Annotated in this window: 16 protein-coding genes; 9 read left to right on the top strand and 7 right to left on the bottom strand. The window is 52.2% G+C overall.

The window, feature by feature from the left end; translation table 11 throughout:
• Positions 1–77: 77 nt before the first annotated feature.
• The 4 genes from A6X21_RS17005 (at position 78) to A6X21_RS16990 (ending at position 3,852) form a co-directional block, all read left to right on the top strand.
• Positions 78–905, top strand: a complete 828-nt coding sequence (locus A6X21_RS17005) for a hypothetical protein (protein WP_068850217.1) — start codon at positions 78–80, stop codon at positions 903–905.
• Between the two features lie 111 nt (positions 906–1,016).
• A complete protein-coding gene (locus A6X21_RS17000) occupies positions 1,017–2,201 on the top strand; it encodes an FIST signal transduction protein (RefSeq protein WP_068850214.1) in 1,185 nt (394 codons plus the stop codon).
• Positions 2,202–2,244: 43 nt separating this feature from the next.
• Positions 2,245–2,736: a metallophosphoesterase family protein gene (locus A6X21_RS16995; RefSeq protein WP_068850156.1), complete on the top strand. Its 492-nt coding sequence runs from the start codon at positions 2,245–2,247 to the stop codon at positions 2,734–2,736.
• A 129-nt stretch (positions 2,737–2,865) separates the two neighbouring features.
• Complete coding sequence (locus A6X21_RS16990) at positions 2,866–3,852, top strand: glycoside hydrolase family 16 protein (RefSeq protein ID WP_068850154.1); 987 nt, start codon at positions 2,866–2,868, stop codon at positions 3,850–3,852.
• A gap of 43 nt (positions 3,853–3,895) precedes the next feature.
• Here A6X21_RS16990 and A6X21_RS16985 read toward each other — a convergent pair whose 3' ends face one another.
• From A6X21_RS16985 to A6X21_RS16965, 5 genes are all read right to left on the bottom strand, one after another.
• The gene (locus A6X21_RS16985; protein WP_068850151.1) at positions 3,896–4,693 is read right to left on the bottom strand and encodes a tetratricopeptide repeat protein; all 798 of its coding nucleotides are present in this window, start codon (positions 4,691–4,693) and stop codon (positions 3,896–3,898) included.
• A gap of 32 nt (positions 4,694–4,725) precedes the next feature.
• On the bottom strand, positions 4,726–5,721 hold the full coding sequence (locus A6X21_RS16980; protein WP_068850148.1) for an ABC transporter ATP-binding protein: 996 nt from the start codon (positions 5,719–5,721) through the stop codon (positions 4,726–4,728).
• Between the two features lie 92 nt (positions 5,722–5,813).
• Positions 5,814–7,250 carry an aspartate ammonia-lyase gene (locus tag A6X21_RS16975; RefSeq protein WP_068850145.1) on the bottom strand — a complete coding sequence of 479 codons (1,437 nt, stop codon included), beginning with the start codon at positions 7,248–7,250 and terminating at the stop codon, positions 5,814–5,816.
• A gap of 142 nt (positions 7,251–7,392) precedes the next feature.
• On the bottom strand, positions 7,393–7,800 hold the full coding sequence (locus A6X21_RS16970; RefSeq protein WP_068850142.1) for a hypothetical protein: 408 nt from the start codon (positions 7,798–7,800) through the stop codon (positions 7,393–7,395).
• An 87-nt stretch (positions 7,801–7,887) separates the two neighbouring features.
• Positions 7,888–8,199, bottom strand: a complete 312-nt coding sequence (locus tag A6X21_RS16965; RefSeq protein WP_165603833.1) for a putative signal transducing protein — start codon at positions 8,197–8,199, stop codon at positions 7,888–7,890.
• Between the two features lie 235 nt (positions 8,200–8,434).
• Here A6X21_RS16965 and A6X21_RS16960 point away from each other — a divergent pair, with 235 nt between their 5' ends.
• From A6X21_RS16960 to A6X21_RS16945, 4 genes are all read left to right on the top strand, one after another.
• On the top strand, positions 8,435–9,118 hold the full coding sequence (locus tag A6X21_RS16960; RefSeq protein ID WP_068850137.1) for a potassium channel family protein: 684 nt from the start codon (positions 8,435–8,437) through the stop codon (positions 9,116–9,118).
• Between the two features lie 134 nt (positions 9,119–9,252).
• On the top strand, positions 9,253–10,335 hold the full coding sequence (gene flhB / locus A6X21_RS16955; protein ID WP_068850133.1) for a flagellar biosynthesis protein FlhB: 1,083 nt from the start codon (positions 9,253–9,255) through the stop codon (positions 10,333–10,335).
• A 222-nt stretch (positions 10,336–10,557) separates the two neighbouring features.
• The gene (locus tag A6X21_RS16950; RefSeq protein ID WP_068850211.1) at positions 10,558–11,016 is read left to right on the top strand and encodes an STAS domain-containing protein; all 459 of its coding nucleotides are present in this window, start codon (positions 10,558–10,560) and stop codon (positions 11,014–11,016) included.
• A gap of 212 nt (positions 11,017–11,228) precedes the next feature.
• Positions 11,229–11,414 (top strand): hypothetical protein, encoded by a 186-nt coding sequence (locus A6X21_RS16945; protein WP_013109654.1) that lies wholly within the window; start codon positions 11,229–11,231, stop codon positions 11,412–11,414.
• Between the two features lie 226 nt (positions 11,415–11,640).
• On the opposite strand, the gene A6X21_RS16940 is transcribed toward A6X21_RS16945, so the two are convergent.
• On the bottom strand, positions 11,641–12,597 hold the full coding sequence (locus A6X21_RS16940; protein WP_068850130.1) for an ROK family protein: 957 nt from the start codon (positions 12,595–12,597) through the stop codon (positions 11,641–11,643).
• Positions 12,598–12,717: 120 nt separating this feature from the next.
• Here A6X21_RS16940 and A6X21_RS16935 point away from each other — a divergent pair, with 120 nt between their 5' ends.
• On the top strand, positions 12,718–13,527 hold the full coding sequence (locus tag A6X21_RS16935) for an HAD family hydrolase (protein WP_068850127.1): 810 nt from the start codon (positions 12,718–12,720) through the stop codon (positions 13,525–13,527).
• Positions 13,528–13,535: 8 nt separating this feature from the next.
• On the opposite strand, the gene A6X21_RS16930 is transcribed toward A6X21_RS16935, so the two are convergent.
• Positions 13,536–14,246 (bottom strand): uracil-DNA glycosylase, encoded by a 711-nt coding sequence (locus tag A6X21_RS16930; RefSeq protein WP_068850124.1) that lies wholly within the window; start codon positions 14,244–14,246, stop codon positions 13,536–13,538.
• Positions 14,247–14,253: the final 7 nt, after the last annotated feature.

Raw genomic sequence — 14,253 nt, 5'->3', positions numbered from 1 at the left:
TGTGTTCAAAAGCACACTCTTTCAGAAATTCACTTCAGATGCTTTCACTCCGAAAGTCGATGGCAAAAGGGTTCGTTATGAGACGTTGGCAGCCGCAAAAGCTTGCTTGGATGGTCGCACTGGCTCTGGTCTTCGGGATTCAGGCGCACGTCTCAGCACAAACGTTGATCTGGAATTTGCCAGCCGAGGGGAGCTGGGTTCGCTTTCAGGGAACCTTCGAGCAGACCGAAGCCAGGCCGGGAGCCGCTGGAGGTGATCTGGAATTACCACCCTGGTCTGAGCAGGTGACGATCAAGGCTCTGGGATCAGAAATGGCCGAAGTGGCAGGCGAACAGAAGCCTTGCCGATGGATTGAGATCCGTATCGAGCGTGGCAAGGAAGTCGATGGCAAGCTGGATACTGGTCTGGCTGGGCTGGAGATCTACAAAGTGCTCGTCCCGGAGACAGCGATTCCTCAAGGAATTACGAATCAGGAAGGGATTCCGCTCTCCTTCCTGCCCGTAGTCAAAGGTTACCGCAAAGTGGGCAGCGGCGAGATCACTCCTATCGTCTCCCCAGCTTTGCAGCTCTATCCGCTGGGCGTGCTGGCAGGATATTACCGCACCATGACTGTGGGTAACGCTCCGGAAGATCTCTCCACCCCGGCTGGCCCTCAATCAGCAACGAAGTACGAAGGCAAACTCGAAGTCGAGCGAGCTGGCAGCCGAACTCAGGAAGATTCCACCATCTGGCGATCTGCCGAGATTCCGTTTGGTGTCGCGGGCTGGACTGCGAACGTGGTTCGCCAGGTCAAGGATGAACGAGCCCCGCGAGATGACTTCAAGACCGTGAGCACTGTCAAGTCATCAGTTCGCCTCTCTGGAACTGGAACTGATGCAACGAGTGACCTCCCCGATTCCAACTGAGATCAAACTCATTTTGATCCTGATATGGTGAGTCCGTAGCACTTGCCGATGGTTAAAGAATTGCTCATCCTTAGGTGATAACCTTTGAGTCACCTGAGGATGATTGCCTTTATGAACCGATATGCAGCCGCCTGGACGACAGAAGTTTCATTAGCTCGTGCGATGGAACAGGTTGCTATTGAGATTCAAAGCCAGCTTGAGGGGCGACACCCCGATTTGCTGCTGGTGTTTTGCTCCCACCATTACGCGGATGCCTGGCAGAATCTGTCGGCGGGGCTCGTCTCCAAAACAGGTACCAAAGTCCTGCTCGGCTGTTCGGGCGAATCGATTGTGGCCACAGGCCGGGAAATCGAAAATGGCCCGGCACTTTCTGTCTGGGCGGCCTCGTGGGACGGCGTGGGAATGATCCCGTTTCAGGCGACTTTTGAACGCACGCCGGATGGCATCGTCACTACGGGCTTACCACAGGGAGTCAATGGACTTCTTCAGGGGAATGCTCGCTGTGCAATCGTACTGGCCGATCCGTATTCCTCATTGACAGATCTGATCACAGATCATCTGGCAGAGGATTTGCCGAACCTGCCGGTCATTGGTGGTATGGCCAGTGGCGGTGGGCCGGGCGAAAACCGCCTGTTTTATGCTCACAAGGGAATTGAACCGCAGGTTTTCGAAGAAGGGGCGATTGGAGTCATTCTCTCGGGAAATCTGACGTTTACACCAGTGGTCTCACAAGGGTGTAAACCGGTGGGAACAACCTATGTGGTGACGAAGGCCGATCGAAATTTTATCGTTGAACTGGGTGGTGAGCCTCCGCTGGCTCGTTTGGAACAGCTTTACGCTTACTTATCCGCCACTGACCAGAGGCTGATCGAAAACGGCTTACACCTCGGATTGGCCATGACCGAGTATCGCGATCAGTTCCGCAGGGGCGATTTTCTGATTGCCAATGTGATTGGTGCTGATCGTAATACCGGAGTGCTGGCGATTGGTGGAAAAGCACGCGTGGGCCAAACTGTGCAGTTTCATCTGCGTGATCATGTGACGGCCAGCGAGGATCTGGTCGAAATGCTGCAATCGGCCCGTTCCAGCCATCCGGCACCGCAAGCCGCCCTGCTCTTTACCTGCAACGGCCGAGGGACGCGGTTGTTTTCCGCACCTCACCACGATGCCCAGAAACTGGAAGAATTCTTCGGCCCCGTTCCTGTTGCCGGATTTTTTGCCCAGGGAGAACTCGGTCAAGTCGGTACAAAGAACTTCCTGCATGGATTTACGGCAAGTATTGGGCTGTTTGGATGATGGCAAGAAGCGTATTTTACGCTCATTGGAAGGAACACCCTAAGTGCTGCTTGGGATCCTCTCGGATACTCACAACGAATTGGCCCGCACGCGTGTGGCTGTTGAAGTTTTACGCCAAGCCGGTGTGGAGGCTCTGATTCATTGCGGGGATCTGGCCAGTACTCCCATCTTGGAGATCTGCTCTTGCCTGCCCCTATGGTTTGTATTCGGGAATCATGATGCGGACTCCGCCTCAGAATTGAGGGTCGCCGCTGCTGAACTCCATGCAACATGTCTGGGCTGGGGTGATGTCATTTTGCTGGGTGGCCGCAAGCTTGGAGTGGTACATGGCCATCTAACGTTGGACATCAAAAGAATTAGTCGAGACAGCCCAGAAGTTCTTTTCTGCGGGCATTCACATCTCGCAGGGGAATTTACGATTGATGGTCTCAGACGGATCAATCCGGGGGCACTGCATCGTGCTACAAAATTCACTGTTGCCGTTTTTGAAACGACCAACAGTCATATTCAATGGCTGGAAATTCCAAGAAGCTGACATTTCATGCTGTCATTTGTAAAAATCTTGACTCATGAATTGAGAAGCGGGGTAACTTCGGAGATTGATCCATCAACTGTGGTTGATTGTATCTTGCATAACAGTCATCCCATCTTCATAAGACATTTCATGAACTCCATTGCACGTCCTTTCTTTCAGATCCTGGCGGTTGGAATCACCCTTTCAACCATCGGTGGATTATCTCCCGGACGAAATCAAGCGGCAGAGCCAACCAGCGAGTGGGAGCTCACGTGGAGCGACGAGTTTGCCGGCAGCGAAATTGATCGCACCAAGTGGGATTTCGATCTTGGGAACGGCTTCTACAACTACCATTCCAACCAATGGATCAGTGGTTGGGGTAACAACGAACTGCAGTATTACACCAAAGAACCTGAGAATGCGTTCGTTCGTGATGGAATGCTCCATATTCGAGCGGTCAAAGAATCGTATCAGGGATGTGGCTACACATCCGCGAAGTTGAAGACTCGTCAGCGGGATGGATCTCCGCTCTTCAACCAGAAGTATGGCAAATTTGAATTTCGGGCCAAACTGCCCACCGAGAAAGGTGTCTGGCCAGCTCTCTGGATGCTGCCACAAGGGGATCAATATGGGCCCTGGGCAGCCTCTGGCGAGATCGACGTCATGGAAGCTCGCGGACAGGAGCCTGGAAAAGTTTTAGGGACACTCCACTATGGAGGCAGATGGCCTCAAAACGCCCATAGCGGCAGTGAGTTTGTCTTTCCGGCAGCGACATCGATTGCCGACTTTCACACCTATGCGGTCGAATGGGAACCTGGAAAAATCAGTTGGCTGGTCGATGGAAAGGTCTATCAGACTCAAAACTTCTGGTGGAGCACCAGTGGTGTGCAAGGCTCTACCGGACAAGGGAAGAAACCAGCGGGAGAACATGATCTGAATCCGTGGCCGGCTCCGTTTGACCAGCCGTTTTATCTGATCATGAATGTGGCCGTGGGAGGAAATTTTCTGGGCCCACCCGATGAGAAATCCCAGTTTCCGGCAGAGATGATTGTGGACTATGTGCGTGTCTACAGTTCGACAAAAGCGGCTTCCAGCCTCCCGTCCCGTGGACAGGGAAAGTTGCCATTCCAGCCCTAAATGAGAACTCTTCAACCAGCAACGTTTGTTTCGAAATGGCTATTCATTTCGTGTTTTTGGGCAGGCGTGCTCGTTGTAACCGGGCGATTTGCCACATGTAATGCGGGCCATAGCCTGCTTCTCGTGCCCAGGTCGATTGGAGAGCGTCGTCGTACAAAGCTCTGGCTTTGTCTTTCTGTCCGCGAGCATCCATCAACAGGGCCACGTAGAGTGGCAGATAAAAATCGGTCGATTGCTGCTCATTTTTTGAGAGTGAGGCTTTCGCAAACTGTTCTTTGACTTGTTCGAGAGTCACTTCTCCTTCGTAGTAGCGATAGACGAGTGGAAAAGGTTGTCGATCCGTTTTCTCGTAGCGGATTCGCTTTTGTATTGCTGTTTTCTCGTCGAATTGTTCCCGGTTACAGAGAAACTGCCAGAGGCCATTTTCGCGGTCTGACTGACTGATCTGCTCATGGTAAGCTTCAAACTGAAGGGCCCCATCCTTCCACTTGCCCAATGAATGCAGCACCAGCCCTCGCTGCCAGAATGAAGCATAGCGAGCGGGAGAGATTCTCAGGCATTCATCGTATGCCGCCAGTGCCCCAGCGCTATCGCCGGCAAAAAAGCGGGCATCACCAGCCTGCAACCAGAGCACCGGGTTATCGGGCTGATCTTTCAGAGCCATCAAATACGATTCGGCCAACTGAGCGTACTTTTTCTGTTCGCTCTCGTGCAGTTTTTGGAAAGCAGCTTCAGTTGGAGTCTCTTCATTCCCAATCGCCGATTGATTCACACCCAGCAGGAATGCCAGAGCGAAAGGGAACAAGAGAAACGTGTTGAGACAACTGCGATAGCATTTCATTTCAGTGATCACTTTCGCTGGAAACTGAAAACCTACTTCTCAGTTGATTGTGTTTTGGCCGCCGTGAAGACTTCGGCAATGACATCTTCCAGAGGTCGCTCCTGGACTTCAAGATCCTCGATGGAGTAGCGGGCCAGCAGATTTGAAAGGAGTTCGGGAAGATTGTGCCGGGGAACTTCAAGTTTCACCCGTGGGGGCAAGTGCTCGATAATGCGGCCGTAAGTCTGCAGTTCGTCCGCATTGAACTCGCCGGCAAACTGCAAGGAAAGCAGCTTGTACTGGCTGAATTTCTCGACCAGTTCGGCCAGCGGCCCATCGTATCGAAGTGTGCCACCACTGATGATAATGGCCCGTTTGCAGAGAGCCTGCACGTCCTTCATATAGTGACTGGTGAGAATGACCGTAATCTGCTGTGACTGCTGGTAGAACTTGAGAAAATCCTGCACTCGACGCTGCGAGACCACATCCAGGCCAATTGTGGGTTCATCGAGAAGAAGAACCTCAGGCGCGTGCAGCAAGGCCGCAATCAATTCCATACGCATGCGTTCGCCTAAGGAGAGCTCCCGCACTGCTTGTCGAATGAGAGGCTTCACTTCGAGCAGCGAAGTCAGTTCATCGAGACGCCGGTCATAGACCACTTTGTCGATCCGATAGATTTCCTGGTGAAGACGGAAAGATTCGACAGCAGGCAAATCCCACCAGAGCTGATTCTTTTGACCCATGACGAGGGAGAATCGTCTGCGGTAAGCATTTTCCCGCTTCCACGGAATGTGACCTAAAACGTGAGCTTCACCCGTCGTGGGATGAATCAATCCCGAGAGGAGTTTGAGTGTGGTGGTCTTGCCGGCACCATTCGCCCCCAGGAACGCGACCATTTCCCCTTTTTCAATAGAGAAACTGACATCTCGAACTGCTTCAATGACCTTGTACTCTCGATGAAAGACCCCCTGGATCGAACCGAGCAGACCTTCTTTCTTGCGGAAGACCTTATAGCTTTTGGAAAGCTGCTGTGCCTCGATGATGCTCATGGATGCTTTTCAATGATGCCGATGCAGGAGTATGAAAGTCGCCCGCATCTGGTAAGTGAATTCAATAGAAAGTCGAAAGGGTCTGAAGTCTCTTACTCTCGATGTGAGGATCGCCCGGTCATTGCGGAGGGATCGAGCACATGCTGAATCTGCTCTTCAGTCAGCAGTTGCTGTTCACGAACAAGTTGCACAATCCCTTTGCCCGTGCGCATGGCTTCAGCGGCAAGAACAGTCGCCTTCTCGTATCCGAGCAGAGGATTCAATGCCGTGACCACGCCAACACTCTGTTCGATGTACCGCTGGCAAACATCGCGATTGGCCGTGATTCCGTCGATGCAGAAGGTTCGTAACGATCTGGCAGCATTCATAAAGAGCGTTTGTGATTCGAGCAGACAGGCAGCCATCACGGGTTCCATCACATTGAGCTGTAACTGGCCCGCCTCGGCACCCATCGTGACTGTCAGGTCGTTGCCAATGACCCGAAAACAGACCATGTTGACAACTTCCGGCATCACCGGATTGACCTTACCGGGCATGATTGTTGAGCCTGGCTGTAACGCTGGCAGATTGATTTCGTTAATACCAGTTCGCGGACCTGAAGAGAGTAATCTCAGATCATTACAGATTTTGGAAAGCTTAATGGCCAGACTTTTGAGTGTGGCGGAGTAGAGCACAAAGGCTTGAGTATCCTGCGTCGCTTCGACGAGATTTCGAGCCAGATGAATCGGCTTTTTTGAAATGACAGCGAGATGTTCGACACATTTGGCGGCATAGCCTCGAGGGGCATTGAGGCCCGTTCCAATCGCAGTCCCCCCCAGATTCACCTCGTAGAGCACCTGTTCGACGAACTGGAGCGCATCAAGTTCGTCTTCGAGACTGTTGGCCCAGCCCAGAAACTCCTGACCTAAAGTCATGGGGACTGCATCTTGAAGCTGGGTGCGCCCCATCTTGACGATATCAGAGAACTCGTCGGCCTTCGCGCGGAAGGAATTGATCAGCAGTCGGAACTCCCCCATCAGGTCGGCATTCCCCAGAAGCAGAGCCAGATGAAGTGCAGAGGGGTAGACGTCGTTTGTTGATTGAGATTTGTTGACATGGTCGTGGGGATCGCAGAAGCGATACTCACCTTTAGTGTAACCCATATGCTCCAGTGCCCGGTTGGCAATGACTTCGTTGGCATTCATATTGGTCGATGTGCCAGCCCCACCCTGAAGGACATCGAGTACGAAGTGTTCGTGAAGTTTGCCCTCAATGAGATCTTCGCAGGCTTTCTCGATGCCAGCCAGAATTTCGGGAGAGAGTTTACCCACATCAAAATTGGCTCTCGCACAAGCCATTTTCACCATGGCCAGCGCTCGAATCAGATGCGGGTAATGATTGATCGGCACACCTGAGATCGAAAAGTTTTCGATCGCTCGGACAGTCTGCACGCCAAAATAGGCATCTGCAGGAACTTCTTTGGGGCCGATTAAATCGTGCTCGATTCGGACTTGCGGATCGTGTTCATGTCGTCGGGCATTGGCAGTCATCGGTCTCTCTCTGAAGAACTCTCAGCACTCGACAAAGTTGTTTAATTAAGAGTTTGAGTGAATCAAGACGTGGTTTTCAATCATGGCAGGGCAAAAGATGGCCCGTTACGACAGGAGTGCCAGATATCGAAAACATTCTGGGTTAAAGGTTTCGCTGATCACTCGATGGCCGGACAGTGGTTTCTTGGGGAGAAACCAGCAGCTGAATCGTGCCCATGAACATGGCCAGACCGGCTGCGAGTGAAACCTGTATGATTGAAATCGTCCAGGGAGAAAGTTGCCATCCGCCAGTGATGGGCGTTGCCGGCACGACGCCCGGGGTGCTCTGAAGAAAAGTCGTCACTGCACAGATCAAACCGAACAACAGGAGTAATGGAAGTGCCGTTTGCCGGCTCAGCAGACGGTAGACGCTGTGCCAGTCGATACAGAACAAACTGAACCCGCACCAGCCAATCCAGGGTAACCAGGTTCGGCCAACATCCGCGAAAGCCAGCAGCAGATTTGTTGCAGCGAGGAGGAAATCTGCGGCTTTTGACATCAGTTCTTCCATGAGTTGTCTTTCTTTCCAAGCCGGATGAAGAATCTGGAGATGGTCGTAAATGAGATGAGGAGTTTGAAGGAGAGATTTCGAAGTGAACTATTCTTCCTCCGGAGTGCCCACATCAATTCGGTTCCAGTCGATTTGTTGAGCAAGTTTCTGCTGTTGTGAGTAAATCTGCTGGGCTGCCTGATAATCGAGCTGATCGACCAGTATTGAGACCATACCGGGAACTTCGGCTCGAAAGCCCGAAATATAACCTCCGAGTGCTCGAGCATGGATTCCGGCCTGATCCAAAACAGAAACGATTAATTGAGCCTCGACTTCCGTCGCCACATGACAAAGTCGAACCGGCTGCCAGATTCTTTCCAACATCGCCGTATGCTCCAAACGATTTAACGGGAGTGCCATCATCAGAATCTTGCCAGTTGATGAATCTCGAAAACCGGTAGGACGCGTTTCGCTAACTCATGCCAACACATCTTTCGCAGTGCTTCCGTTTCTCACAAGCCACGAAATCCATTATTGTTTCGAGGGTCAGGAAAATCATCGTGTCAAAAGTTGACTCTCTATTCTGACCGTCAATCTTGCGATGCTGATATTTTCGAACGTGCCATGAAGAGTATTTCACTGGGGAACAGGCCAAGTGCAAAGAGTCGCAATTGTTGGTCTTGGTCGATTTGGAATCGCTGTCATCGAGCAACTGGCCTCGACGCGGGCACAGGTGATCGCCATCGATACTTCGGCAGATGCGGTGGCTGATGTCAAGGATCTGGTCGATGTGGCTGTCGTGCTCGATGCCACCGATGAACGGGCCTTGAGGGGCCAGGACGTTCACAAATGCGATTATCTGGTCGTGGCGATTGGCGAGAATTTCGAGGCAGCACTTCTGACAGCAGTGCTGGCCAAGAAACTTGGCATTCCCAAGGTGATTGTAAGAGCCACCACGTCGATGCATGCACAGATTTTTCTCAAGATCGGTGCTGATGAAGTGATTCAGCCCGAATCGGAAGCTGGCATTGCACTGGCGAGAAGGCTGGCCAACCCCTCACTCGAAGATTTCGTCGATCTGGGTGAAGGTTACACGTTGATTGAATTGAGAGCCCCCAGTGCTTTTCGTGGCAAGACACTTCGCGAGCTGAATCTGCGAGCCAAATACGGCGTCAATCTGGTCGCCATCCGTCGGTCCATCCCAGCCCCGGCAGGAAGTGAACTCGAAGAGACTCGTAAAATGATCGGCGTGCCTCAACCCGATGAAATCATCGAGGAGCAGGATATCCTCATGCTGATTGGAGCGAATGAGAATCTGGGTAAACTTCCGCACGAGTGATCTTTTCCAAATTGACGAGAAGTTTTCCCGGATGGATTGGCTGGCTTAGCCACGAGGAGATCCATCAACAAACTGATCTTTCTGGAAACACCCTTTCTTTGGCATGATCACCTCGAAAGGAGGTGCCTCAGGCCATGGCCGAAGATGAATCCGGCGACAAAACCGAAGACCCGACCGAGCGCAGGCGTAGCGAAGCGCGTGAGCAGGGTAACGTCGTCAAAAGCCAGGATCTCACCGCCGCTGCACTGATGCTCGGCTCGGCTGGTGTCCTCTGGTGGCATGGTCGGAATGTGGCCGAGTACATGGCCCGGTTGATGAGAAACAGCCTTTCCGCTGCTCCCTGGACGACGTTCGACCAGAATGATCTTGTCTCTCTGGCATGGGCACACCTGAGCGAATCGGGCTGGCAGGTAGCACCACTGCTGATACTGCTGGCTCTGGCTGCCATTGCGATTAATCTCCTGCAAGTCGGATTTTTGTTTTCACCGGAAGTCCTGCAACCCAAATGGGAGAGGATCAATCCGCTTTCGGGAATTCAGCGGTTGTTCTCGATTACTTCTGTCGCGAGGTTGGGTGCCAATCTGGCAAAACTGGCTTTACTGGGCTCTGTGGCGACCTGGTTCGTGTACGATGGGCTACACCGTTTTGCCGCCTTGGCACATCAACCTCTGACAGTTGTCGCTGTGGTGGCAGGCTCAGAACTGATCTCGCTCATTTTCTGGATGGCTTTGGCGATCTTCGTCGCTGCTCTCGCTGATTTTGCCTTTCAATGGTGGAAGTATGAGCAGGATCTGAAGATGAGTAAGCAGGAAATCCGGGACGAATACAAGGAGATGGATGGGGATCCATTGATTCGCATGCGCCGGCGCGAAGCCCATCGCAAATTGACTCAAGGGCGTGAACTTCAGTCAGTCAAGACGGCCGATGTCGTCATCACGAACCCAACAGAAATCGCTATTGCGATCAAATACGACGTCGCCACGATGCCCGCACCTATTGTTGTCGCCAAAGGAGCGGGAGAATTGGCTGCTCAGATTCGCAGGCTGGCAGCAGAGAATGGCGTCCCGATTATCGAACGAAAACCTGTCGCCCGAGCACTTTACAAACTGACGCGTGTGGGTGACCCAATCCCTTCAGACCTCTATGCTGTCTTCGCAGAAATTCTGGCATACGTTTACAAAATCACCGGTCGAAAGCCTCCTCGAAACCTCAGGTAAGGCCCCGGGTCGTTGGTAAGCGGGAAATGAATATTCTTGATGGAAGTTGCTCAAACCTGAATGTTTGCGGATTTCATCAGCAGAACCGCGAACAACTGCTTGCGGTCGTCGGGTTGGATTGGCACGATGTTGTCTGGATGAATCGAGAGTGTTGACTGATCATCCGGCAAAGTGCCTTTGTGCAGGCAAGTTTGAGTCCCTGAGATGTCTGGAGACTCCGAAATGGCAGATACAGCAGATCTTTCTGGTGATTCAGTCCACGAAAAATCATCCGATAGCAGTGCCAACTCCGGCAGCATCTTTGATGATGGAGAAACGGCCTGTCCTCCATCCAAAGCTCGTCAAAAACCGGCCGTCCGAAATGACGTCCTCCAGGTTTATCAGACCGGGGCTTTGACTGTGGTCGGTTTTGGCGGGCAGGATGTTCCCGACGAAGTCTGCATTGCTTCTTATCGTGAGCAGTTGCGAAAACTTCTCGAAGACAACACGTGTTCAGTCCTCGCGTTTGACTGCAGTGGCGTCAAATTAATGCCCAGTGGCATGCTCGGCTTACTCACAACCCTCCGAAAGCAGGTTGACAGGATCGAGCTTTATAATCCGAGCGAAGATATTCAGCAGGTACTTCGATTGACGAATCTCCTTCCCATGTTTGAGGTTAAGTCAATCACCGTCGCTTCCTGACCACCTGCTAAGTCTCAATCAGAAATGCTTCTTAACAAAATTCGGGCATAACAAAGTCCGCCGTTGGCCAGCTCTCGTGAGCCCGCGGAAGGATCACCCTGTCAGACGTGACAAAGCGGAAGCAACGTGTTATTCTTCCTCAACTTACAGAGTCACCCCGGAAGAGTGTCTCTTTATTGATGATCATTGCTTTGCTGAATGGATGATTGAACATGTCTCTGAAAGTTTTGAAGAACAAGATCGAAGTCAAGAAAGCTCTCGCAGCCAAGTACTCCAACCTTGCCAATATCGCTGGTAGCTCTGTCAAGCGGGCAACATTCATGTTTCACTCCAACCGCTTCAACAACCAAGTGGCCGTCATGAGTGAAACACTTCGCCAGCTTGAAGCCGCCAAGTAATTTTTATTCAAGCAGAATCGATCGACTCGCAGGTTGAGTAACGGCTGATTGAGTCGCATCCGAACTTTTCAGTTTATTCCATCACGGTTTCGCTCAAAAGTTGACGACCACATTTCGTCAACTTTTGAGCGAAACCGTGATTGTCATTACTCGCGTTGCCACGTTCGTCATTTCACCAGTCGAGTCAAATCACCAGTTGTTTTATCTCATGAGCCAGATGTCCTCTTCAGGCATTCTGGGCAAGTGCCAAGGCTCCGTGCAGGACAACAGTCTCCCCCAGTGCTGCGGGAACAATGTCATACGAGTCTTTCAGTTGACCAAAGACATAGGTTTCCGTGAACTTGGCAAGGGGTTCGAGAAAAACATGCGGTTTCGTGAGAGAGACACCCCCGCCAATGACCACTCTTTCCGGGGCGATTAAGGTGATCATCTGAGCAATGCCCCAGCCCAGAGCATGAGCCGCCTCTGCAAATGCACGTAGAGCAATGCTGTTGCCATTACCAGCATGTATACCCAACAGCCTGGTCGTGAGGCGATCAAGATCTCCTTCGCAACTGTCGAGGATTTCTCGCGCATCCGAAGAGAGTGTTTCGGTTTCCGTCAGCACACGAAGCTGGCGGGCAGTGAACTCACTGATCGCCGGCCCTGCTGCCAAAGCCTCAATTGTCTGACTCGGGCTGCAGGCATCGAGGCCGGGTCGCAAATGCCCGATTTCTGCCGCAGCCGGTCGTGATGTGCCATGAATGCGGCCATTGAGAATCAGCCCGCCACCAATTCCTGTCCCGACAGTGATGTAGAACATCGACGATTTGCCCACGCCGGCTCCAAATCGAGCTTCAGCCAGACCAGCCGTGTCACAGTCATTGGCCAGGATGACGGGGCAACGTGACCGTTCATGAAGCCAGTTTCCCAATGGAAAGTGATCCCAGCCGCGAACCTGATGTGAGGTCTGCACAATCCCTTGATCCGACCAGACGGGGCCGCCAAACCCCACACCTACACCACTGATCTGATACTGCTGGCAAAGCCTGGGAACTTCAACTTCCAGGACGCTCAAAATGCTCGGGGCTCCCAGAGAACGGTCGATATCATGCCGTACGATTTCTACAAAACTGGTTTCGCCAGCTTGACCGACGGCCAATTGAAGTTTGGTTCCTCCGATTTCAATTCCCATCTGGTACATTTTCGAATCCTTCAAGTGACATCACTCAGCGGTCGCAAGAGATTGTGGCTGGCGTATTGAACATTACTCGGATTCAATTCATCAAGAAAATCTTTTCTGGAATCTTGAGGAGTCGAATCTGTGCTGGAAGTCGTTTTGTCACGATCGGTGGATGTCCCGGTGCGTCTGGCTGTGTTTGATTTTGATGGGACATTAAGCCTCGTCCGAGCTGGCTGGCTGCCGATCATGCTCGAAATGATGCTCAAGCATCTCGAACCCACATTCACTCCCCTGGAGCAGCGGGAACATCTCATTCCTCAATTGCGCACAGAGATTCTCTCGCTCAACGGGCAGCCCACCATACTGCAGATGGAACGCCTGGCTCATTCGATTCTCTCCCGAGGAGGAACGCCAGAGCATCCGAAATTCTACTTCGACGAGTTCGCACAAGATTTGAGACAAACGATTGATCATCGGCTCGAAAAGCTGAGTCGTGGTGAGAAGACCATGGCTGATCTCGCCTTGCCGGGGGCTCATCAGTTTCTGGAAGCCCTGGCCCATCGAAATGTGACTCTCGTGCTGGCAAGTGGCACTTATCGACCGGATGTTGTTCATGAACTGGGACAACTGGGGCTGAGCCATTTTTTCGAAGGTCGAGTTTACGCACCAGATGACGGGCCTGTCGTCTTCAGTAAGCAGGCCGTCATGGCCGAATGGTTGGCAAAGACCAACTGCTCACCGCAGGAAATGGCGGCCTTTGGAGACGGAGTGACAGAAATTCGTGCGTGCAGTCAGTTGGGTGGTTATCCCATTGGCATCGTGGGTGAAGAACTCAATCCGTGGGTGATTGACCACGAAAAATCTGCACAACTGAAACCTGCCGGAGTTCAACTCCTGACACCCAACTACCTTTCGCAAACCGAACTGCTCAAAACTTTAGGTTTACAATAGCGGCTCCATCAACTCGGGCGGTCAGTGATCTCCAGCAGACGATGGGCCTCCGCAAAAATGCTGTCGAACATCGATTCGGTGAGCCTGCCTGTGAAGGTGTTCTGCTGACTGGGATGATAACTGGCCAGGCCACTTCGCCCGTCATTGAAGGTGATTGTGGCACCATGAGCGAACTTGACTGGCTGACTGGAAAGTAGCTCATGAGCATTGGCATAGTCCAATAGGCTTTTCCAGGCAATTTGCCCCAGTGCCAGAAAAACATGTGGCTTGAAGAACTCGATGGTCTGAGTGAGATATTCCTGGCAGTTTGCAATCTCGAATCTGTCAGGCTTGTTATCAGGTGGAGCACAATGACAGACCGCAGTAATCGCACAACAGGAAAGAGTTAAGCCATCATCAAGATGGTGGCTGGTGGGCTGACTGGCAAAGCCCGCCTTATTTAGAGCGCGATACAACCACTCGCCACTGCGGTCTCCCGTGAACATTCTGCCGGTGCGATTGGCACCATGGGCAGCGGGTGCCAGCCCGATAATCAGCAGCTTACGATCGTGGGTTTGTGGTGGTACGGGTAACAGATTGGGAACTGGCCGCCCCCAATAGTTGTCGGCCATAAACTCGCGTTTCTTTTCGCGGGCAATGTCCTCGCACCATGCACGTAATCTCGGGCAACGTTCGCAGGCCACAATGCGTTGATTCAAATGTTCCAGGGGCTCGATCATCGGGGAT

The organism is Planctopirus hydrillae (assembly GCF_001707835.1).
GTDB lineage: Bacteria > Planctomycetota > Planctomycetia > Planctomycetales > Planctomycetaceae > Planctopirus > Planctopirus hydrillae.
Note: the sequence above shows the minus strand (reverse complement) of the source record. Positions and strands in the feature narration are given on the sequence as shown.